At 44.8% G+C, this 23295-nt stretch carries 16 protein-coding genes and 1 riboswitch; of the genes, 8 read left to right on the top strand and 8 right to left on the bottom strand.

Translation table 11 applies throughout. The features are described 5' to 3' along the window. Positions 1 to 47: 47 nt before the first annotated feature. From MKZ09_RS12045 to MKZ09_RS12055, 3 genes are read left to right on the top strand one after another with little or no spacing between them, the layout of a single operon-like run. Positions 48 to 1367, top strand: a complete 1320-nt coding sequence (locus MKZ09_RS12045; protein ID WP_076204499.1) for a glycoside hydrolase family 125 protein — start codon at positions 48 to 50, stop codon at positions 1365 to 1367. Further along, on the top strand, positions 1364 to 4516 hold the full coding sequence (locus tag MKZ09_RS12050) for a beta-galactosidase (RefSeq protein ID WP_076204496.1): 3153 nt from the start codon (positions 1364 to 1366) through the stop codon (positions 4514 to 4516). The genes MKZ09_RS12045 and MKZ09_RS12050 overlap by 4 nt, the downstream gene beginning before the upstream one ends. 45 nt (positions 4517 to 4561) lie before the next feature. Next, complete coding sequence (locus MKZ09_RS12055; RefSeq protein WP_256719201.1) at positions 4562 to 7315, top strand: alpha-mannosidase; 2754 nt, start codon at positions 4562 to 4564, stop codon at positions 7313 to 7315. 70 nt (positions 7316 to 7385) lie between these two features. Here the strand turns inward: MKZ09_RS12055 and MKZ09_RS12060 are convergent, their stop codons facing one another. Beyond that, positions 7386 to 7874 carry a MarR family winged helix-turn-helix transcriptional regulator gene (locus MKZ09_RS12060; protein WP_081394256.1) on the bottom strand — a complete coding sequence of 163 codons (489 nt, stop codon included), beginning with the start codon at positions 7872 to 7874 and terminating at the stop codon, positions 7386 to 7388. 206 nt (positions 7875 to 8080) lie between these two features. Between MKZ09_RS12060 and uvrA the strand changes: the two genes are divergently transcribed. Together uvrA and MKZ09_RS12070 are read left to right on the top strand one after the other, a co-directional pair. Continuing rightward, a complete protein-coding gene (gene uvrA / locus MKZ09_RS12065; RefSeq protein WP_076204493.1) occupies positions 8081 to 10585 on the top strand; it encodes an excinuclease ABC subunit UvrA in 2505 nt (834 codons plus the stop codon). Between the two features lie 750 nt (positions 10586 to 11335). Beyond that, positions 11336 to 11632, top strand: a complete 297-nt coding sequence (locus MKZ09_RS12070; protein ID WP_179089552.1) for a hypothetical protein — start codon at positions 11336 to 11338, stop codon at positions 11630 to 11632. Positions 11633 to 11703: 71 nt separating this feature from the next. On the opposite strand, the gene MKZ09_RS12075 is transcribed toward MKZ09_RS12070, so the two are convergent. The 6 genes from MKZ09_RS12075 to MKZ09_RS12100 all read right to left on the bottom strand — a co-directional run bounded on the left by MKZ09_RS12075 (position 11704) and on the right by MKZ09_RS12100 (position 18303). Further along, the gene (locus MKZ09_RS12075; protein WP_076204490.1) at positions 11704 to 12273 is read right to left on the bottom strand and encodes a YdeI/OmpD-associated family protein; all 570 of its coding nucleotides are present in this window, start codon (positions 12271 to 12273) and stop codon (positions 11704 to 11706) included. A 56-nt stretch (positions 12274 to 12329) separates the two neighbouring features. Next, a complete protein-coding gene (locus MKZ09_RS12080; protein ID WP_076133491.1) occupies positions 12330 to 12845 on the bottom strand; it encodes a DinB family protein in 516 nt (171 codons plus the stop codon). 81 nt (positions 12846 to 12926) lie between these two features. Continuing rightward, positions 12927 to 13838, bottom strand: coding sequence for a helix-turn-helix transcriptional regulator (locus MKZ09_RS12085; RefSeq protein ID WP_076204487.1), 912 nt, complete (start codon positions 13836 to 13838; stop codon positions 12927 to 12929). Positions 13839 to 13970: 132 nt separating this feature from the next. Next, positions 13971 to 15146 carry a KamA family radical SAM protein gene (locus MKZ09_RS12090; protein ID WP_370511173.1) on the bottom strand — a complete coding sequence of 392 codons (1176 nt, stop codon included), beginning with the start codon at positions 15144 to 15146 and terminating at the stop codon, positions 13971 to 13973. A 132-nt stretch (positions 15147 to 15278) separates the two neighbouring features. Further along, a riboswitch (cyclic di-AMP (ydaO/yuaA leader) is annotated at positions 15279 to 15422 on the bottom strand. 48 nt (positions 15423 to 15470) lie between these two features. After that, the gene (locus MKZ09_RS12095) at positions 15471 to 17138 is read right to left on the bottom strand and encodes a helix-turn-helix domain-containing protein (protein ID WP_076204480.1); all 1668 of its coding nucleotides are present in this window, start codon (positions 17136 to 17138) and stop codon (positions 15471 to 15473) included. 139 nt (positions 17139 to 17277) lie between these two features. Next, positions 17278 to 18303: an ABC transporter substrate-binding protein gene (locus tag MKZ09_RS12100; protein WP_076204477.1), complete on the bottom strand. Its 1026-nt coding sequence runs from the start codon at positions 18301 to 18303 to the stop codon at positions 17278 to 17280. A 526-nt stretch (positions 18304 to 18829) separates the two neighbouring features. On the opposite strand from MKZ09_RS12100, the gene MKZ09_RS12105 reads away from it, so the two are divergent. Together MKZ09_RS12105 and MKZ09_RS12110 are read left to right on the top strand one after the other, a co-directional pair. Continuing rightward, positions 18830 to 19492 carry an HAD family hydrolase gene (locus MKZ09_RS12105; protein ID WP_076204475.1) on the top strand — a complete coding sequence of 221 codons (663 nt, stop codon included), beginning with the start codon at positions 18830 to 18832 and terminating at the stop codon, positions 19490 to 19492. A gap of 42 nt (positions 19493 to 19534) precedes the next feature. Beyond that, entirely contained in the window at positions 19535 to 20740 is a 1206-nt protein-coding gene (locus tag MKZ09_RS12110) for a mannitol-1-phosphate 5-dehydrogenase (RefSeq protein ID WP_076204472.1), read from the top strand. 93 nt (positions 20741 to 20833) lie between these two features. Here MKZ09_RS12110 and MKZ09_RS12115 read toward each other — a convergent pair whose 3' ends face one another. Next, positions 20834 to 22294, bottom strand: coding sequence for an alpha-L-fucosidase (locus MKZ09_RS12115; protein WP_076204469.1), 1461 nt, complete (start codon positions 22292 to 22294; stop codon positions 20834 to 20836). 120 nt (positions 22295 to 22414) lie between these two features. Here MKZ09_RS12115 and MKZ09_RS12120 point away from each other — a divergent pair, with 120 nt between their 5' ends. Then, a complete protein-coding gene (locus MKZ09_RS12120; RefSeq protein WP_076100780.1) occupies positions 22415 to 23245 on the top strand; it encodes an AraC family transcriptional regulator in 831 nt (276 codons plus the stop codon). The last annotated feature ends 50 nt before the right edge of the window (positions 23246 to 23295 follow it).

Raw genomic sequence — 23295 nt, forward strand, 5'->3', positions numbered from 1 at the left:
CTGCCCGTCTCTCTATCTATCCCCATTTATTATGAAGGAGTGAGAATATGGAACAATTCCGACTTCCCACCATCTCTATGCCGAAGCTGCCGCTTCCTCAAGCGGTTCAAGAGGTATTGAACGAAGCCGAGGAGAAGTTAGCTCATCGGCCGAAGCTGTTGCAGCTCTTTAAGAACTGTTTCCCTAATACGCTTGAGACAACAACTAAGCTTATGGATGATGGAACAACGTTTGTGATTACAGGAGATATCCCGGCTTCTTGGTTGCGAGACTCTGTAGAGCAGGTTATGCACTACGTGCCCTTTGCTAAAAACGATCCCGATCTTCAGCGGATTATCAGCGGGTTAATTAAACGTCATATCGAGTATATTCATATCGATCCGTACGCCAATGCGTTTAATGAGACGGCGAATGATTGGCATTGGAGCACTAGCGATATTACAGAAATGTCCCCCTGGGTGTGGGAGCGTAAATTCGAGATCGATTCTCTTTGTTTTTCCATGCGTCTGGCTTATGCCTATTGGAAAGAAACCGGAAAGGCTGATATATTCGACGCCGGATTTAAGGCAGCCATGGTCAAAATATACAACCTGTTCAAAACTGAACAGCGCCATAGTGAATTATCTCCATACCGCTTTACGCGTAACAATGGGATTCCTGAAGATACACTGCGTAATAACGGCCTGGGTATGCCTGTTAATTACACGGGCATGGTCTGGTCCGGGTTCCGCTCGAGCGATGATGCTTGCGACTTCCATTACAACATTCCGGGGAATATGTTCGCTGTTGTTGCATTACGTCATATGCAGGAATTCGCTGAATGGGTATTCCGTGATCTTGAATTTCTGGAACAGCTTAAAGCATTAGAAGCTGAGATTGATCACGGAATTCAATTGTACGGTATTTATCGTCATCCGAAATTCGGTCCAATCTACGCCTACGAGACCGATGGTTATGGCAACTACTGCTTGATGGATGATGCGGGAACACCAGGACTCCTGTCGATTCCTTATCTCGGCTATGTTACCGCAGAGGATGGAATTTATCAGAATACGAGACGATTTGCTCTGAGCAAGGAGAATCCTTTTTATTTTGAAGGAACCGCAGCGAAGGGAATCGGCAGTCCGCATACTCCCAAAGACTACATCTGGCATATGGCATTATCCATGCAAGGTTTGACGGCTTCAACTAAGGAAGAAAAGCTGGAGATGCTTGCGATGTTAGAAGCTACAGATGCGGATACTGGCTTTATGCATGAGGGATTCCATGTTGATGATCCGAATACGTTCACTAGAAAATGGTTCGCCTGGTCCAATAGTCTGTTCTCCCAACTTGTCTATAAAACGATGAAGGAAGGACTACTATGAGCAGCCTGAGCAGACCTGTCATCATATTTTATGATTCTGATTTTCCAATTTCCAGTTCCATTCCTAGCGATGCGATTACATCCATGAGTGAGTTCGGATCTATTGTAAGTGAGAATCAGCTTGCACAAACGCTATGCGAAACGGAAGGCGGCTGTTTCATCAATCTGCATGCCCCTTATTTCCCGAAAGCGGCCTGGATGGCCATTCTTGAATACCTGCAAAGAGGTGGCGGGTTGATTAGCATTGGAGGCGCACCCTTCAAACAACCTGTTCGTTGGGAAAATGGCCGATGGCATGTGGAAGCGGAGCAGACTTCCTATCATCAGGAGCTGTATATTCATGAGGCACTTCGTGTTGAATGCTCACGCAACCATTCATTGCTTGCCTCGGATGTCATTCCTCTGCTTAAGGGTCAAGAAACTCTTTTTCTAACGAGTGCAGACACATGGAACCTCGTGCCACATACGACAAAGACGAGTGATTTACCACATCAAATGGGCTCGGCAGGTCCGATGAGCACACGGATTTACCCGCTATTAAAAGGAATTACACTCGAGGGTCGGGAAATTTCTGCCCCAGTGGTTCTTTGGGAGAATACGATTGGTTTATATGCAGGTTCACGCTGGCTGTTCGTAAATACACCTGCAACAGCTTCTTTTTGGGAGCAAAAAGGTCCTTCCGCGATCTCCAATTGGTCTCGTTTCTGCAGCAAGGGTGTTACGGAAATGTGGGTTAAGCCCAATTACGCGTCTTATGAATCAGGAGAACGAGCTTCCCTAACCCTTCAGATTCAGCAGCTTGAACGAGTGAGACCTTCTATGCGAAATGAAGATACATGGAATTTCACAATTCATGTAGAGCATGAATCAGATACCTCTTTGAAGTGGTCTCAGAGTTTGGAAATGAAGGCGAATGCTGAACTAAACATGGTGCGTCTGCCTGTTCCTTTGGAGATAAGTAGGGGCCTCTACCAGATTCTCTGTGAAGCAGAAGCCAGTGATGGTGAGGTTCGCATTCTGCGCCAAGGGTTCTGGGGTCATGCTCCTGAGCTGCTGGCAGCAGGCCATCCGGTAACGAGCGGCAGAGATTATTTTATAAAAGATGGGCGTCCGCTACCAGTGGTCGGCATGACTTATATGGCGAGTGATGTGGCGCGTAAATTTCTATTTCTGCCGAACGCCGGAGTTTGGGATCGTGATATGGGCCAGATGCGGAAGGCCGGGATTAACTGGATCCGCACAGGGATCTGGACAGCTTATCGGAATGTGATGCAAGACGATGGACATGTCTCGGAAGAAGTATTGCGGGCGATTGACGCCTTCATCATGACGGCGAAGAAGCATGATCTTCAAGTGACTTTCACGTTCTTCTCCTTCACACCGGAAACGTGGGGAGGGGTAAATCCTTATCTGGACCCACAAAGTGTGGAAGCTCAGAAGCGGTTCATTCGGTCTATTGTATCTCGTCATAAAGATTCTTCGAATGTAGATTGGGATCTTATTAATGAACCGTCGATGTTTGATCCGGCACGTATTTTTTCGGACGGCCCGAGTTCATGCCATGATCGTTTTGAGCGACAAGCCTTTATGGAATGGCTACAAGAAAGACATGGTGTAATCGACGTGCTGCAGGAACGCTGGAATATGACACCTTCACAGCTTCCGGACTTTGTATCGGCAGGGCTGCCTGAAGCAAAAGAGATTAACTTCGATGTACAAGATATGCACAGTGCCAAGAGGGGAACACGCTGGTTGGATTATTGTCTGTTCTCTATGGAGATGCATAACCGTTGGGTGAAGCAATTATACGACACCATTAAGGAGCAATGTCCAGCTCAGATGGTTACGGTTGGCCAGGATGAGGGACTAGGAGCGCAGCGACCTTCGCCATTCTTCTACGAGGAGGCGGTGGATTACACCACTGTTCATTCCTGGTGGTTTAATGATTATCTGGTGTGGGATGGCATCTTTGCCAAGACGCCTAATAAGCCAAGCCTAATTCAGGAGACTGGCGTCATGTATGTAGAAACTCCAGATGGCCGAGCCAAACGTTCAGAACAAGAGCTGCGGAATTTGCTGGAACGGAAGTATGCTTACGCTTTTGGAACGGCTGGTGCGGGGGCTATTCACTGGATCTGGAATACGAATTTCTATATGGATAATGCGAATGAGTCCCATATCGGAGCACTGAGAGCGGATGGAACCGAGAAGCCTGAGGCAGACGTATCTTATGATTTCGGGAAGTTTATAGAAGGTATCCGTGATATATTTGGTGATCGGAAATTGGAAGAAATTGCGGTGGTGTTCCCTTATTCGAATGATTTCTCAAATCGGAAGTTGGCTTTTGCGTCTACAACAGAGCTTACCCGCATTCTGTCTTATGAGCTCAAGACGTCTTTTCGGGGGGCTTCTGAATACCACCTAGATGATTTGGAGAAGAACCCTGCGAAACTGATTATACTGCCAAGCGCGCATAACTTCGCTGATGCAGCGATGGAACGGTTGTTACATATCGTTGAAGAGACAGGAGCGGTATTGCTTGCCACTGGACCGTTAAGCATTGATGCCTACTGGCGTTCTTCGGATCGGTTGAGTGATATTCTTGGCAAACGTGAATTGCGTAATGTGCGCCGCGAAGAAGTGCTTATGCTTCAAGGTCAAGTACTGCCTGTCTCTTTTGCCCACCGCCGGATAGCTGAGGTGACGAAGGAAACGATCATTCAAAAAAATGGTGGGAGTTCTACTATAGACACTGTCGTGAACCTTCCGCTTGGCAAGGGTCGACTCCTATGGAGTCCACTGCCCGTTGAATTGAGTGAGCGAAGGGATACTACGGCTGCACTTTACCGCTACGCGGTTAATGCTGCTTTTGTGAAACGTGATTTTGAATGGATTAGTGGTGGGGACTTAGCGGGTATCTACGGACGGAAGCTGAGCTTTGCTACGGGTGCACTTTTTACCTTCGTGTCGGAATATGCCCAAGATGCAAAGATCGAGGTGAAGGATTCAGCCACTGGCCGAACCTATTCGTTCGTGTTGGAGCAGGAACGTTCTGTTCTTTTTGCCACGGATAGTAAAGGAGATTTGCTTGGTGTTTATCGCCCGCAGGAAGTCGAGATCCATGTGAATTATTCACATCTTCTACATTAAGCATCTTGGTAGATAGAACGCATTGCATATAAGGAGGTCTTCACTTTGGAAAGTTCAAAACAATCAATTAAACCTCAGACAGCCCACATCATTTCTCATACACACTGGGACCGGGAATGGTATCTTCCCTATGAGAAGCATCATGTACGCTTAGTGAAACTGGTTGATGAATTACTGAACCGGTTGGATGAGGATAACGAATTTAAGAGTTTCTATCTGGATGGACAGACGATAATTCTGGAAGATTATCTTCAGGTTCGTCCCGAAAATCAAGAGCGGCTGCAGAAATATATTACGGAAGGTCGCCTTCTAATAGGACCTTGGTATATTCTGCAGGATGCGTTCCTTACTAGTGGGGAGGCCAATGTTCGTAATATGCAGATTGGCCATCAGGATTCGAAGCGTTACGGGGAACCCTCCAAAATCGGTTATTTTCCGGACACCTTTGGTCTAGTCGGCCAGACTCCACAATTAATGCTGCAATCCGGCATCAATAATGCCTTTTTTGGAAGAGGTGTGAAGCCCACTGGATTCAATAATACGGTGTCAGATGGAGGTTACGAATCCTCATTCTCGGAGCTGATTTGGGAAGGTCCTGATGGATCCAAAGTGCTCGGCATCCTATTTGCCAATTGGTATTCTAACGGAAACGAAGTGCCTGTAAATGAAGCAGAAGCCAAAGTGTTCTGGGAGAAAAAGCTGGCAGATGCGCGGAAGTTTGCCTCTACAGGTGAGCTGCTGTTCATGAATGGTTGCGATCATCAGCCGGCTCAACTGGATTTGCCAGAGGCTGTCGAAACTGCGAAGCGGTTGTATCCAGATATGGAGTTCATTCATTCGAACTTTCCTGATTACCTTAAGGCCGTAGAGGGTGTAATGGATCGCAGCAGCTTGTCGACTGTAAAGGGAGAACTGCGGAGCCAGCATACCGATGGATGGGGTACGTTAGTGAATACCGCGTCTGCGCGTGTCTATTTGAAACAGATGAATCAGGAAGGGCAAATCTTGCTTGAAAAGTTGGCCGAGCCACTTGCTTCGTTCGCACATTTACTGGGCAAAGAGTACCCTCATCATCTGTTCACCTATGCATGGAAGACATTAATGCAGAATCATCCGCATGATAGTATTTGTGGATGCAGCGTGGATGAGGTACACCGTGAGATGGTCACCCGTTTTGACAAAAGCCGTCATGTGGCAGAGACCATTGTTGAGGATAGTAAACGAGTGATTGCAGAAGCTGTGGATACGTCCGGGTTTACAGCATATGGTGAAGACGTGCTTCCACTAGTAGCAATGAATATGACGGGTTGGAGTCGCACGGGTACTGTGAGCGTAGAACTTGATGTGGCGCGTCTATATTTGCGGGAAGGGTTCTCTCTGGAAGAAACGGCTAGCCGTATGACTGGAATTGACTTGCACGGTCGTGTGTTAGTAGACGATCAAGGGAATGACATTGCCTGCCAGCTGGAGGACTTGGGGCTTCAGTTTGGTTATGATTTGCCAGATGATAAGTTCCGTCAGCCGTATATGTGCCGCCGGGTAAGACTTACCTTTGAAGCCGTAGAAGTTCCTGCGCTAGGTCTTCGTTCATATGCTTGGGTTCGCCGAGCAGATGCAAAACTGCCAATAGCAGCTGAATCATTGCTATATGGAGATCGGGTGCTGGAAAATGACGTTATCAAGGTAGTCATTAATGATGATGGTTCATTTATGCTAAGTGACAAAACTAGTGGCGTGACCTATCAAGAACTTGGCGTGTATGAAAACACAGGGGATATCGGCAATGAATATATGTACAAACAGCCAGAGGCCGAACAAGCTCTGACGACTAAAGGACTGAAGGCTAACATTTGTGTACTGGAAAATACATCGTTTCGCGCCGCTATAGAAATTAACCATAACTGGGAGATTCCAGCCTCGGCAGATGATAAGCTGGATGAGGAGCAGCGTGCACTGGTTTACTATCCGGAGCGCAAAGCTCAGCGCAGTAGTGACACAGTCATTTTAAAACTTCGTACTGTAGTCACCTTGGAGCGGGGCGGAAAGGGATTGCATATCGAAACGACAATAGATAACCAGGCCAAAGATCACCGGATTCGTATACTGTTTCCGACAGATTTGAACGCAGCTGCGCATCGTGTAGATTCGATGTTCGAGGTCGCTGAGCGGAATATTGAACCAGCTACAGAATGGAAGAATCCGAGTAACACGCAACATCAGCAAGCCTTTGTTGATGTTAGTGATGGGGAAGCGGGTCTAACCGCCGCTAATTTTGGATTAAATGAATATGAAGTGCTGCGAGATGGACGTAACACTATTGCGATTACACTGCTACGTTCTGTTGGCGAACTTGGTGACTGGGGGCTATTCCCTACTCCAGAAGCGCAGTGTCTTGGAGAGCACGTTGTTCGTATGGAGCTAATCCCGCACACAGGTGAGGGTATAACTTCTGGTGCTTATGCTGAAGCTTACCAATTCCAGGTTCCGTGGATTGTATGCCAGACAGATGTACATGCAGGCGTGGTTGCGCCGGTGTATACTCCATTCGATTGGGAGAGTAAGGAACTCGCATTTTCTTCACTAAAAATGAACGAGCAGACTGGAGATATACTGCTGCGTTGGTACAACATGAGTCAGCAGAACACCAACCTGGCCTTCCATTCGTTTATTCCGCAACAGTATTTCTATAAAACGACGATCCTAGAAGAGGAGAGCCACCCAGTTACTAGTGATGAGAAAGGTAGCTTTGACTTACAGATCGGTCCATGCGAAATTGTAACAATTGGTATTAGAAAATAAATGAAAAAGGACGGTATCCAGAGAGTCGTATGACTTTTGGATATCGTCCTTTTTTGTATAAATACGTATCTTAGGAAGAAGATTTGCCGCGCGCAGTGGATCCAAGATGATCAATCTGCTCTTCCAGAACCGCACTTGCTTTGCCTAAAAACTGCGAAATAAGGGCGAGCTCTTTATCCGTATAAGAAGCTGCGAGCTTAACCATGGCGGTATGGAGCGGTTGATACGTATCTATGACATCATCTTTATTCTCATATAATGGCACAATAATCACTTTACGGCGGTCATTCGGGTCATTTTGTCTGCGAACATAGCCGTTTTTTTCGAGCCGGTCTATTAATGCGGTAACACTGCCTGTGGTCAGACCCGTTAATTTGGACAGTTCTCCCGCAGTAATCGGACCTTTCTCCCGTAGAATATCTATAGATAAGAAATCATTATTGTATAACCCAAGTGAGGCGGCTACATTTTGTTGGTACAATACCGTTCGGTTTCCCAAACTGCGCATAAGCAAGGTGAATTGTTCCTGCTCTGGTGTAGGTTGTTCGTGGCTTGACAAAAGATAACGCTCCTTTTAAAATAATTATATCTTGATAGTCAAGATATTAGATTATAAAGTTATTCGAAAATTTTGTGATTTATCAAATACATTCTATCGAAATTAGAAATGTTTTGCAAAATAATTGCAATACAACAACTTTGGGGAACCATATGGATAGAAGATATAACTACGAACCAGTGGGTTGAATTGAGAGGGGAATAGATGTGAAAGAGACTATTGTTATTAAAGGTGCAAGAGAGAATAATCTGAAAAATGTCTCGCTCACGATTCCTAAGTATAAGCTAGTTGTCCTGACAGGACCTTCGGGATCTGGGAAATCGACGTTAGCTATGGATACACTTCAGCGGGAATGCCAAAGACAGTATTTGGATTCCATGGGCATGACGTCAGATACGATCAGCAAACCAAAGGTGGAGTCTATTATTGGACTGTCTCCGTCCATTAGTGTTGGACAACATGTCACGAATCGTAATCCCCGCTCGACAGTTGGGACAGTCACCGACATCTATACGTTTGTCCGGTTTATCTTTTCCAGATTAGGCGAGCGGGTTTGCCCTTCCTGTAGTGGCAGCATTCCACCTTCTTTTGAAGCGAGGGGATTGCTGATCGAGGAAGACGAGGAAATGGATGGTCAAACGATGGGTTGTCCGCATTGCGGAGCTGAGCTTGAAAAGCTGGGCATGTCACACTTTTCTTTTAATAAACCGGAGGGAGCTTGTGAAGCCTGCGGCGGTGTTGGATCTGTGGCAACTATAAATGAAGCGGCCGTGTTTAATCCAGAGCTTAGTATGCGTGAGGGTGGGGTGGCCTCGCTGAATGGTGTTCATCGTGATATACAGATGCGTATATTAGTGGCTGCTGGCAAGCATTTTGGCTTTGAGTTTGACCCGGATCAGCCCTTAAAAAATTACAGCGAAATTCAGCGCGACTTGTTATATTACGGAGTGGAAAGTGAGGCGTTTAAGCGCCATTTTCCCAATGTTAAGCCGATTCAAGGCACCAAATTTGAAGGCGTCATTCCTGGTTTGTGGCGGCGATACAAGGAGAAGGAAGGAGAAGCTGGTACACAGGAAAAAGACGGCGGATTTTTTCATGAACAGCAATGTCCGGAATGTCTTGGCGCTCGCCTAAAAAAAGAAGTTCGTCTCGTTCGGGTAGCTGACGCATCGATTACGGAGGTATCGGATTGGTCATTAAGCGATGTTTACGAGTGGACGAAAGGCTTGGAGGCGGCTTTTCCCGCCGAGGGACTTCATCTGCTTGAACCCATCCTTCACGATATGCCTACCCGACTAAAACGGATTATCGATGTTGGTCTTGGTTATCTTTCCATGAACCGTCAGACGGTTTCCCTCTCTGGTGGAGAGGCACAACGGTTGCGCCTTGCCTCATTGCTGGGGTCAGGTCTGACTGGAGTATTATACATTCTAGATGAACCGACGACCGGGCTTCATCCGCGGGATACTGTTGGCCTCATTCGTGTGCTTCAGGAGCTGCGCGATTTGGGTAATACGGTGCTCGTTATCGAGCATGATATTGAGATGATGCGCGCTGCCGATCATATTATTGATATGGGTCCGGGTGCTGGTCTGGACGGCGGGCAAGTTGTTGGCGAGGGCAGTATTGAGGACTTGATGGCAAGCGAGACTTCCGTTACGGGAGCCTATCTTAGAGAAGAGCGTCATAAGACTGCTGCATACGTTCGCCGGAAAGGGGAAGGAAAACAGATCACCATCCGACAGGCACAGTACCGGAATATTGATATCCCGGAAGTATCTTTACCTCTAGGTTGTCTGGTCTCTGTAACTGGGGTTTCGGGTTCAGGCAAGTCGACGCTGGTCTTTGATATTCTTGCGCAAGGCAGTGCGAAAGGTCATGAGCAAATAGGCTGTGCGGAGATTGCGGGCTTAGATCAGGTTGGAAATATAGTGATCTTTGACCAATCGCCCATGGGTAGAATGCTGCGTTCTAATGTAGCGACGTATACAGATGTATTCACACATCTGCGCCAGTTGTTTGCTGCTTTGCCGGAGGCGAAAAAAAGAAAACTGACCTCCAAGCATTTTTCCTTTAACACACCGGGTGGACGCTGCGAAACCTGTCAGGGCCTTGGGGTGCTGACTGTGGACATGAATTTCTTACCCGATCTGGAGGTTAAATGCCACGCATGTAAAGGGAGAAGATTTACGGATGAGGTTCTCCAGGTGAAATATGATGGGTTCTCCATCTCGGATCTGCTGGACATGTCCGTGCAGGAAAGCTTGCCGATTCTTAAGTCAGAAGCCAAAATGGCGGGGATTATCGAGACATTGTGTGAGGTGGGTCTCGGTTACCTTAAATGGGGACAATCTGTCAAAACCTTATCCGGTGGTGAAGGGCAACGGATAAGACTGGCTAAAGAGCTGAGCAAACCTTCCAAAAACCATACGCTCTATCTGCTCGATGAACCAACAACAGGCCTTCATCCGTCAGACATCAAGCAGCTCCATACCTTGTTGAGCAAATTGGTTGATACGGGAAATACTGTCGTAGTTGTGGAGCACAGCTTAGAGTTGATTCGGGAGTCCGACTGGGTGATTGACATTGGCCCTGAAGGTGGCGTTGTGGGCGGTAAGCTTGTAGCTGAAGGTACACCGGAGCAGGTTGCTGAAGTGCGGGAATCCTACACAGGGATGTTCCTGAAACGGATTCTGGCTGAAGGGCTGTAATCAAAAAAAGGAGGTGTCCAAAAGCCATGAAAATGGCTAGGACACCTCCTTTTTTGAACTTAAACCAAACCTATGCTCTCAACTCTAAACTTCGTCTGAACGTCTGAACGTCTGAACGTCTGAACGTCTGAACGTCTGAACGTCTGAACGTTTGAACGTTTGAACCAATCCCATTCACGCGTACTTAACACTTTCGGAATAACAGATGATCATGAGTCAATGGTGTTTGATCCGCAGATGATTAGGATACGGTAGCATCAGACAGCGAAAGACTATGCTTCGGCGGTATCGGACTCAGCAGACCTTAAATGCAGGAAAATCCGTCATTTGGAGTATTATCGGACCGCATAGCTCCTATTGGCGAAAAAAAAGCCTTATAAGAGCCAGTTTCTAAGGAGTAGCTGCATTGGAGTCCGATGGATTGCTGAAAAGGCGATAAATTAGTAAACAGCGTCATTGGAGTCCGAAAGCTTCGGCAGGAGATCATGGTAGCAGTAGCAGTAGCAGAAGTAGTAGTGGTAGTAGACCAGCGAATAATCATACTTTGGCGGTATCGGACCCAGCGGACCTTATATGCAGGAAAATCCGCCTATTGGAGTATTATCGGACCGCATAGCTCCTATTGGCGGAAAAAACGCCTTATAAGAGCCTGTTTCTAAGGAATAGCTGCGCTGGAGTCCGATGAGTTACTGAAAAGGAGAAAAATTAGTAAATAGCGTCATTGGAGTCCGGAAGCCTCAGCAGGAGATTATGGTATCGATAGCAGAAGCAGAAGCAGAAGCAGTAACAGTAAAAGTAACAGTAACAGTAACAGTAACAGTAACAGTAACAGTAACAGTAGCAGTAGCAGTAGCAGTAGCAGTAATAGTAACAGTAGAGCCAGCAAATGATCATGCTTCGCGGTATCGGACTCAGCGGACCTTAAATGCAGGAAAATCCGCCATTTGGAGTATTATCGGACCGCATAGCACCTATTGGAAGAAAAATCACCGCACAAGAGCTTGTTTCTATGGAATAGCTGCACTGGAGTCCGATGGATTGCTGTAAAGTCGATAAATTAGTAAATAGCGTCATTGGAGTCCGAAAGCCTCAGCAGGAGATCATGCATCTAGCGCAGCTTAATAATCTAGTAGACGTCCATTATCATGCCATTGCCCGTACATTTTATTTTCTTTAGTGTTTGCTATAAACTTGTCTAATTTACTCTTAAATAAATCTGGCTGATGTTTATTGCTTTGGATCGTGTCGATCCGAACTCTTTTATAAAGGGCTGGAAAGGCCTGAAAATTCTCATATACTTGCCTGTCCTCTTTGAGCCGTTGCTCTATAATCTTATCTACTATAAAAGAATCAGGGTTCATATCAGGAAGTACCCGTTTTCCTTCAGCACTCATTAATCCCAGCTTTTCAAGGCGGCGGACCCGTTCTTTATTCAATTCAGTCCAAGAGCTTTTTTTGCTTCGGGGAGAGAGTCTTTGCGCCAGCTCCGTTTCCGAAATTTTCTTTTTCACTCCATCGATCCATCCAAAACACAAACATTCCTCAACTACGTCCAAATATAGCAACGTTTCTTGGTTTGGCGTCATACTAACGAGTACCCAACAAGATTTTTCAGTCTTAGAATTCTCCTGCAGCCAAACTCTTAAATCTTCTCTCGTCTTTACTGTAATTAGATTTTCAATCTCCATAATTAAAATACAATTTCCTTTCTAGGTATGGAGTGGGGCAGATTGCCCATTAGAGTTTAAATAGCTTCCGAATGTACCTGATACCAAAAAAGAGCATAGTCATTCATGGTGGAAGCATAGCCTAACTGCCGTAACATAGTAGATACATTACCTCTATGATAAGTCCCGTGATTAACGACTTGCAACACAATTTCTGATAGGTGTGTTTGGCGGATTCCGGCGAATGGATTGTCAAGCAGAATGGTTTGCTCCAAATCGGATTGGTTGTGTAACCATTTTTTGTATTGTTCCGATAGCTGGGCAAAGATATTTACGTATTCATCCACAGAATCTAGAATGCTCAAATTTAGCGGGATACTTTGTTGAAAAGCCTCAGGCATGGCAGTGCCCGTTAAAACAAGATACCACATCGTATCAACCGCATAGATATGGCTAAGGGCATGAGCGAGGGTGGGAAATGAGCTGTTCACTTCTTGACTTAGCACAGAAGCCGGGAGTTCCTTGATTCTCCCCAGGATAGTTTGGTTTGCCCATGTGTGGTATTTAAACATTTCTACTGGATAATTTGTCATTCGTACAATCTCCTTTTGAATTGTCATGGATTTTTTTTGTTACTGTAGTTAATATAAAAGAAGAAGTATGACATCAGACTGTCATACTTCTTCATAAAGTTTGAGTGTGTTTTGAAGCTGCTCTTTTAAAATTCCTCGCAATGCAGGGGGTTCGAGGACTTCGGCCCCGCTGCCGAAACTCAGCAGAATGGACCAAAGCCAACGTGCTTCTAATGGCTTATACACAGGAATTCGCATCGTCATGCTTTTATCGGAATGAAATTCCTTGTCGACTTGATGAAACTGATCCAAAGCTTCTGCCAAAGCCTCAGGGCCCACCCGGATTACTATTTCCTCCACCTGATCTGCCCTGTTTGAACAGCCAGCCTCTTTAGGTACCTCATGTTGTGATTGAAAGGTATCCTTCGTCAGGAACATATTCAGCATCCGGGAAAGACGAAACTCCCGATAGTCCTGCCGTTCCCGGCAATAACCATAGATGTACCAGTTGCTATATTTAAAATGAAGCTTTACGGGTTCCATTTCACGGGTTGTACGTTCATTTTTTACACTGATGTAATCAAAACGGACAACATTTCGTTCTGCTATAGCCGCACGTAAAAGAGGAAGTGCGTCAGGATCCGTACGCCGGGTTTCAAGATCCACCGCGAGACTAGAGGTCTGTGGCTCCGTTCCAATCGTTTGCAGCCGTTCAATGGTTCCTTGCGCATGCTCATCTTCAAACACGGAAGAGAGACTGTTAAGTACAGTAATCAGAGAAGTGATATCATACGAACGGAGCAGGCTTTTATCCATTTTATATCCGTCCATGATGCCATATCCACCTTTAGTTCCCTGATACGATACGACCGGGATGCCAGCGGCACAAATCACATCAATATCCCTATAGATTGTTCGCTGGGAAACCTGAAACTCTTCAGCCAGCTTGGAGGCAGATAAAACTTCGTGGTTCAATAGCTTGTAGATCATAGAAATCAATCGTTCCAATTTCATATGTGCATTCCCACCCATTAGTCCATTTCGTGTTACAGCGTGATTATAGCATAGATTTTTCCGGGCTAATTTTGGGAGGGAGGAGTTTTGTTGTTGGTGATGAAGAAATATCCTATGACAGAGTCGATTAATCTATTTACAGATTAAATCCGCAGGCTCGCCTGATAAATCATTAACAGAAATAATAGCATCGTTTTTTTTCACAGGTGGGGTCCAATATTGCTCATTCCCAGGCAGCTCATCGAACCATTCGGCGTCCTTTGGACAATCTAGAATCATAAATTTTCCGTATTCCTGATCTCTGGATTGATGGTATTTGAGATAGGCTTTCCCGTTATCAATGGCGAGAATTTCTATTTTTCCTGAGGTGTGGCTCATGGATAAGCGTACTCTTTTGCCAAGTCCTGAGGTTCTGGCTTTGGCTTCTTCTACAATTTGATAGACTTGCTCGAGCGGTAATACGAAATCCCGGTTTCCGGCAACAGGCCGGTTCACAAAGAAATAGTAGGGTGTAACGCCAGCCCATGAAAGCCGGTCCAATAGTTCCCCTAAAATAACGGGATCATCGTTGATGCCTTTGAGGATGGGAGTCTGATTTACGACAATTGCCCCTGCGTTGTGGAGAGCTTTAAATGCTTTTTTGGCTTCAGGTGTGATTTCACGAGGATGATTGATGTGCGCCATAACATAGATTCGTTTGTCTTCGGTAGAGTAAGTACGAATCAGCTCCAGCAGCTCTTCGTCTTCAGAGATCCGCATCGGATTAAATACGGGTATCTTCGAACCTAGTCTAATGATTTTAACATGCTCAATGCTTCTTAGATTTTCAATAATGGATCTTAGCTTCGGTGTGGAGAGAATTAAACTGTCCCCGCCCGTAAGAAGTACGTTGTTAATCTCCGGATTCTTTGCGATATACTCCAAGCCCGGAGAGACATCAGCCATCGCCTCTTTCACGTCATTTCGGAACAGACGCTTACGGAAACAGTAGCGGCAATAAGCCCCGCAGACCTCGGATACAATCAGCAGTGCAGTGGTTCTATACTTGTGCTGACAACCAGGTACCACATAATTCGTGTCCTCATCGGAGGCGTCCCAGCGCCCATACTCCAGTAGTTCACCTTCGTTAGGAATAACCAGCTTACGGATGGGATCTTCTGGATCATCCCAGTTAATCAAAGACAGATAGTAGTCATTTACACGAAAAACAAACTTGTCCGTAATTTCTTTCAGATTCTCTTTTTCCAGCTCAGACAACATAGTTATTTTGTTAATATCCGTGAAGTACTTTACCTTTTGCACGTACATCTCTCCTTTGTCTCGTAGTGTGAGAAATGAGGGAGCCTTAGTGTCAAAAGCCAATCTACTGCCAGCAGGGTCCAAAAAAAGTACAAAAAGAGACCCTTAGCAAGGGTCTCTGGTTATGTAAATAACATGAAAAGCAGACCCATCCACTGCTGACGAGGTTAGCTGACGGACTCGGGTAAGATGGTACCCTACATTCTAATGCTCAATGATTCGCCCCAATTAACTGGTTCCCCCGCTTTTCAACTGTAAAAGTTGGAAATTAAGCGTAGATAAAGTATACCCTATGAAGTTTTGAAAAGTCAAAAGAGAATCCTAGATTCACCTTCAATTGCTAGCGCTACTTCCGCCGAGTAGTTTAGGCAACAGCGTTAGCAGCTTCTCCCGGGTTAACGCATCACTGGAGTTCCATTTGCTTCCGTCGAGCAGATAAACATGTCCCTGACGTACTGCCGGGAGACTGTTCCAAAGTGAACTGTCTAGTAGTCGTTCCATTGCAGCTCGCGAGTCTTTGCGTTCCGGAATGAACATGAAGATATGATCTCCGGCGTAGGCAGGCAGTCGTGTTGGATCCACTTCGGCGAACCCTAACTCTTCGTCCAATATGGCCTGAATCTCTTCGGTCGGTTGTAAACCACATGGGGCATAAAGCGCAGTGGAGAATCCGGACATTCCCATAGCATATAGATGATCTCCATGATCATAGACCAAAGCAGAGGCGGTTTCTCCAACTTGGAGAGTTGTCGAGTAAAGCTGCTGCCACATGGCTGCGTTTTTGATTGTGAATGACTCCAGCCATGCTTCCGCTTCGCGCTGTTTACCTAGCCAACTGCCTAATGTCCGCATTCGGTTGTCGAGAGGCGCAAATGAATCAAAGGTGAGTGTCGGAGCGATACCAGAAACTGCTCTGTAGGCTCTTTCATCACTATTTGCCAAAATGATCAAATCTGGGTTTAGGGAAGCGGTCAACTGCGGGTCCAGTGGAAACCCGACGTTGGCGAGCTTCTTAAGCCGATGCTTATAGACGCTGTTCCGGGCGAACGCTTCATCTCCACCGATAGGCTTTACACCTAACGCGAGAAGGTCGCCAAGTGTTTCGCCATGATAGACAATACGTTTCGCTCGCTCTGGAATCTCCACCTCATGACCCGTCCAATCCTTGACGGTAAGCTTACGACCTTGCTGATGTGCATATTGTCCGGGTGTAACTCCGGTTTTTTGCCGAAAGCGGCGGCTGAAATAGTATTCATCCGAGAAGCCGACCAGTCTGGCGATTTCCCGCAGTGGTTCAGACGATTCCTGCAGGAATCGTTTGGAATGATTAATTCGCAGATCCGTCAGGTATTCAAGCGGCTTTTTACCTGTAAGCTGTTGAAAGATCGGTGTATACTGCCAGATGGATATCCCCGCCTGTTCAGCCAACTGCTTCACGGTGATACTCTCTGTATAATGCTCCTGAATGAATGTTATGGTCTTTTCTACGGATTCCGTAGGACTTGGCAGGTGTTTGGAAGGGTAATTATGCTCAAAAAGTAGCAGCAGCAATTCTTGGAATTTTAATTGTCGCTTGAATTGTTGTACATCATCGGTATTATTCCTGTTCATGAGCAGCTCTTCGACTAGTCGGATTACCTTGGTGAACGGGTGCACAATTAACTCCCGTCTGCCGGAAAGCAGTTCTCCAGAATATCGTTTAGGATGCTTGGTTGTATAAATTGCTGTAAAGGTGATGAGGTAATAATACAACGTCAGCTCCTGGTTGTTCGTACTATAGGAGATTCCAGGAGATAGTAGATAACATTTATCCGTACTTAGTATCACGCTTTGATTATCGAGGTTCAATTGTCCGTTCCCTCCAGTAAATATGAGAAGGGTATAGTCCTGGGTTGTACGCGTTATTGAGCTTGAATCGGCAGCTTGAATCATCAGTTCGGCCTCGTTTAGCTGAAATAACAGAGAGTGGAGTGGGGGGCAGGACGATGATGTATGCAGCATGGGTTCAGCCTCCGTTCATTTGGTGAGAATGATTATCAATGAATTCATTGTATATAAAAAAAAGAAGCATATCAACAGCTGTTGACATGCTTCTTGCAGTTTTTTATCAGCCTTGTGTTAAACACTTCATCTCGGAAGGTTATTTCATATTCAATAGCTGTGGAATTTCGCCAAGCAGCCATTCTCTTGTTGTCGCATCACTTGAAGTCTTCATGATGTCTTGTGTATAGACATATCCGTTCTTGACGGCAGGAAGGCTCTTCCAGATAGGGCTCTTTAATAGATTCTCTGTGGATTGTTTTGCTTCTTCTGCCACTGGAGTCAAGATGAATATCCGGTCTCCGGCATATTCTTTCAGGACTTCCATGGATACTTCCTGGAACCCTTTACCTTCATCAAGTATCTTTTGAATAGCTGGGGTTGCCTTGAAGCCATTCTCCCCATAGAGTACCTGTGAAAGTCCGGTTGCTGCCATTATAAACAGTCTGTCTCCTGGATAATAAGTGAAGACCGCAGCGGTTTCGCCTTCTTTCATGCCTGCGGATTTCAATAGCTTCCACATGTTCTCTTCAGCGGTTTTATACTGCGCAAGCCATGCTTCTGCTTCAGTCGTTTTACCAACAATTCCACCAATGTCCAGCATACGTTCCTGGAGTGGGGCAAAGGTATTAAATATTATCGTTGGTGCAATTTTGGAGAGCTGCTCGAAATCAGCTTCATCTGTGCCCGCATAGATGATCAGGTCAGGCTGAAGCTCCAATGTTTTTTCCAGATTGATAGGGAAGCCTACATCCTCCACACCTTGTAATTGATCTTCAAAAACCTGGCCTTCACCCATAGAAAGAGGATAACCTACCGCCTGCACACCAAGTGCGAGCAAATCGCCATAAGTTTCTCCAGAATAGATAATTCGCTGCGGATTCACCGGAATCTCTACAGTATGCCCTATGTAATCTGTATAGGAGCGGGTAGTCGCTGCTGCTTCATCTGTACTGCTATCTGAGGGTTCTGCTGAAGGTACTGCGGTTGCAGCGGAAGAGTTCCCGGTTGCGTTTGCCGTACTATTGGCAGAGGATTGTTCCTTTGAGTTTCCGCACGCTAGTAACAATGTACTCATCAAAAATAGTACACATACCACAGCGAAGGACTGTCGTACCTTGTTCATATCTTATTGCCTCCCTATTATATGTAACGACCACCAATAATGATAATCATTCTCGATTAAAAACTATCATAAATTAAAGCCTCTTTTTACTCAATGGACAAAAAATAACCCCGTAATTTGATTTGTACAATCAAGTAAAAAGGATGTGTTTGAAATTATTTTGAATTATTTTTAGCGGCTTGGAAAAATACTCTAAATAACGGCAATGGAGAGAAAGAGAGGAAGCTTGTCTTCATAACAAACTTGGTAGACGGAATCCCTTGAAGCACATAGGATTGTGGTGTTTTTTTGAATCTGATTACTGTTATGTTTTAAGATATTCAGGTATCCAAAAATCCAGGGTTATCCGCATTGATTGTAATCGTTATCATTACGTGGCATGTTATCTACCGTGCTTGACGCCAGTAGAAGGGCTTTGTTATGGTTTTTATAGTCAAACGCAAGCCGAAATAGCTTTTTGTAGAATATGCAGAAGGTTTTGCGTAAGATATTCTAACCAAACATAATACGAGGGAGATGGTTGATTGTGATCAAAGGAATTATTTTTGATTTTGACGGAACGATTATCGACACGGAGACTGCTTGGTACACCGCATTTAACGAGGCTTATGCAGAATATGGAGTGGACCTGACGCTTGAACAATATTCCACCTGCATCGGCACGAGCTTGAACAGTTTTAATCCTTATGAATATTTGATGACTGACCTTAAGCTCGCAATTGACAAAGAAGAGTTCAGCAAGGCTGTTAAACAGAGACACAGCAAACTGATGGAGCTTGAAACAATACGACCAGGTATTCAGCATTATCTTGATTCTGCCAAGGCAGCTGGACTGCGTATAGGGCTGGCCTCAAGTTCTTCACTGGAATGGGTGGAAAAATATCTGAATCAATTGGGTATTCGCGAGTATTTCGAATGTGTTCGGACTGCTGACCATGTGGCAAAAGTGAAACCAGATCCCGAGCTATATAACCAAACGTTAGCTTGTCTTGGAATTACAGCTGATGAGGCGGTTGCTATCGAGGATTCACCGAATGGATCTATGGCAGCGGCAGCAGCTGGCATCCGTTGCATTGTGACGCCTAACGAAATTACTAATTTCCTTGAATTCGATAAGCAGCACCATAAAATAGATAATTTAAGTCTTCTTGAATTTGATCATGTAGTTACTCAACGTTGCTTCGTATAGAGAAACCGAGAAACTGAGTTCAAATTAAAGGGGGATACCAAATTGAGAGCCGTACACTTTGGAGCGGGCAATATTGGCAGAGGTTTTATTGGGCCTATGTTGTCGGACTCCGGTTACAACGTTTGTTTCGTCGGAAGAAATAAGAGTAAAATTGCCCAATTGCAAAAAAGTGGGCAATATCCTGTCACCCTAGCTAACAAGAACCGGGACAGCTTTATCGTTGATAATGTTACTGCAATCAATCTGAATGATACTGAGGACGTTACTAGAGCTATAGCAGAAGCTGAAATTGTGACAACTGCAGTCGGAATATCCGCTTTAAAAGATATTGCTGAGACCATTGCGCAGGGTATCGAACGAAGGCTTGAAAATAGCAGAAATCTCACCCCACTTCATATCATTGCCTGTGAGAATGGGATTGGAAGCAGTCAGAAGTTGAAAAAATCAGTTTATCGGCATATGAAGCAATCCTTCAAGGAGCTTGCTGACCGCAATGTCGCTTTTCCCAATGCGATGGTGGACCGGATTGTACCTATGCAGAAAAATACAGATTCACTTGAAATCCTCGTTGAACCCTTCAGTGAGTGGGTTATTCCCCGCAGTGGAATGATTGGTAATTACAATGAAATTAAAGGCGTCCATTATGTGGATTCGCTAGCGCCATACCTCGAACGGAAGCTATATACTGTGAATACAGGTCATTGCAGTGCAGCCTATTTTGGATATCTGGACGGTTATACTAGCATTCAAGAAGCGATGTCTGATCCCGAAATCAGGGCTCGTGTTCACGGGGTGCTTATGGAAACAGGGACATTATTGGTGCATTTATATGGCTTTAAGCCCATAGAACATGACCGGTATATAGAAAAGATGATGGAACGATTCACTAACCCCAACTTTAACGATAAAATTACACGTGTCGCCCGCTCCCCGCTTCGCAAGCTTTCACCTAATGATCGACTCTTAAAACCGGCCATGCTTGCTCATGAACTTGGTTTTGAGACCTCACATTTAGTCTCAGCTATTGCTTCTGCACTTTATTTTGATCATGAAAAAGATCCAGAAGCCTTACAGCTTCAAGCCGAAATCCGAAACCACGGGCTAAGTGAAGTCATTGCTGCACAACTAAAAATTCCCGCGGAGCATCCGCTTCATGGTCGCATTATTTTGGAGTCCAACAAATTACGCGCGAGATATCCTCATAGGACTAGAATGAAGACAGTAAACGTCAGGGTACCCTACTTTTAATATAAATTGATGGTTATAAAACTATAAAAGAGTGTTCTCTGCTGGATGGGCAAGAACACTCTTTTTATAGGTTATGAAGTTCTGTAAGAGTCTCTAATCCAATTCAATCCGCAGAACAACCGGAGTCTCACTGCGAACCGAGGTTGTTTTTATAACCAAGGCTTCATCGGTTTTTTCCCATGCAGGTTGTTCCTCAAAACCTAAGATTTTGATCTGTTTAATCATCCCATGGAAGTGAGCAGAGTTTTCTTTAAGGGATTTGATTTGCACTATACCGTTGTTTGGATAGACAAGAACAGTAGCGTAAAGATAGCTGCCTTTTACCGTAAAGCGGATATCTTCATTGGTGAAAATTTTCGTGATCCCATCTGTAAACTGACCTTCAACGATCTCTGTAGGGCCTTCCCCGAAGGTGCGCCAGTAGGTCGTATCATAGATAGCTTCACCATTTACCTTTAGCCATTCTCCGATGCCAAGCAGAATCTCCTGATCCTGAGCTGGAATGCTGCCGTCCGCTTTAGGGCCTATATTCAGCAGCAGGTTGCCGTTTTTGCTTACGATATCTACTAAATCTCTGATAATTTCTACGGCAGATTTATAATCATTTTCCGGTGTATAACACCATGAATTTTTAGCTACTGCTGTATCCGTTTGCCAGAAATAAGGTTTAAGCTCGGAGAAATGACCTCTCTCAATATCTGGGATCGCTGAGCCAAACATGAAGGCATCATGCTTATAATTGATTGCAACCGGAGTTCCCCATTCCTCTCCCTTATTGTAATAGTAAGCGGCGAACTTTTTAAGATAGGGTTTGAAGGCAGCTGTGTGAATCCACCAGTCAAAGTAAAAGATTTTCGGCTGATAATTGTCTACCAGCTCGCAGCAGCGAATCAACCAATCCTCCAGAAATTCTTGATCGGGCGGGGAGCCGAATAAATCCTGATGATCGGGTTCGGGCATAGATGGCCAATAGAAATCTCCACATCCAAGCGGTTCATGAATATCGGAATCAAATTCCTTGCCATGAGACAGGAAAAACCAGTGTTCAGCTCTATGGGAAGATACACAAAACTCTAATCCCTGCTGCTCAAAAGCGCCTTTCATTTCTCCGACTAAATCCCGCTTGGGCCCCATCTCATATGTGTTATAGTGGGAGTAAGCGCTCTTATACATTTGAAAGCCGTCATGGTGCTCTGCAACAGGCATCACGTATTTGGCTCCAGATAATTTGAAGAGATTGGCCCATTCCTCAGCATTGAAATGCTCAGCCTTGAACAAGGGGATGAAATCCTTATAGCCAAAGGTTTTATGCTCGCCATAAGTAGCGAGATGATGTTCATATTCCCGTGAACCCTGGATATACATATTTCGGGGATACCACTCATTGGCGAAAGCTGGAATAGAATAAAGGCCCCAATGAATGAAAATACCAAACTTAGCGTTCTCATACCACGTGGGCACTTGAAATTGACTTAGTGAATCCCAATCGGCTTTGAATCTTCCAGTTGCGATCGTATCTTCGATTACTTTTAAATATTTGCTTTTATCCACCATTTTGCAATCATCCTTTCAAACGTTTATTTCTTCTTCATTGTAGTGAATGGATGTGGGAATCAAAATGTAGGACATTAACTTTTAGATGTACAAAACTAACCTGATAAGGCGGAGTAAGAGATGGATAACCATGTTTTGCTTACTAATTATTTATCCAATTTAAAGGTTGATTTATTTATGGCTGATTACAATCTTTGTGGCCGTGACTGGAGAGATCTCGACTATACGCCTGACTATAGTAAATTTTATTTTATTTGCGATGGGGAGGGTTGGTTAAAGATTGGGGATCGAGAATATTATCCGAAGCCTGGTCAGCTTTTTTTGATGCCTGAGGGAGTAAAGCAATCTTATTCTTGCATAAGTGATCAACCCTTTGAGAAGTATTGGTGCCATTTCAGCGCAAAAGTCGGCGACATTAATCTATTCAAAATGTTAGAGTTAAGTCATGTATGCAGAGAAGTAGATCCTCATGTAATCCAAGAGATTTTCAGCAGCTTAACGAGTCATATGAAATCTGATGCGGTGTATGCTCATTTATTAGCCAAAAGTAAGTTAATGGAGTTATTTTCTTATTTTATTATGAACATAGATGTAGACGAAATCACTTTTAAGAATCTAAGCTCGATCGAAAAATTAACGAAAATATTAACGTATATAGACGCCCATATCGAGCGAAATATCACCATACACGAGCTTGCCGAGATTGCGTACATGCATCCCAACTATTTTATCCGGCTATTTAAACAGCAAATCGGAGTTCCACCCATACAGTATATCACCAGAAAAAAGATAACTAAGGCCAAGGAGCTATTGAGGGGGACGCAAAGTTCTGTCGGTGAGATTGCCCATGATCTTGGTTTTAGCGATCTCTATTATTTCTCCAAACAGTTCAAAAAAAATGTGGGTTTAAGCCCTTCGGAATTCAGACAAGGAACAGTAGCAGTGAAATAAATAAAAGAAGACCGTCCTGTGTGGTAGAAACCAACCAGAGACGGCCTTTT

This window comes from Paenibacillus sp. FSL R5-0908, assembly GCF_038006245.1.
GTDB classification, from domain to species: domain Bacteria; phylum Bacillota; class Bacilli; order Paenibacillales; family Paenibacillaceae; genus Paenibacillus_AQ; species Paenibacillus_AQ odorifer.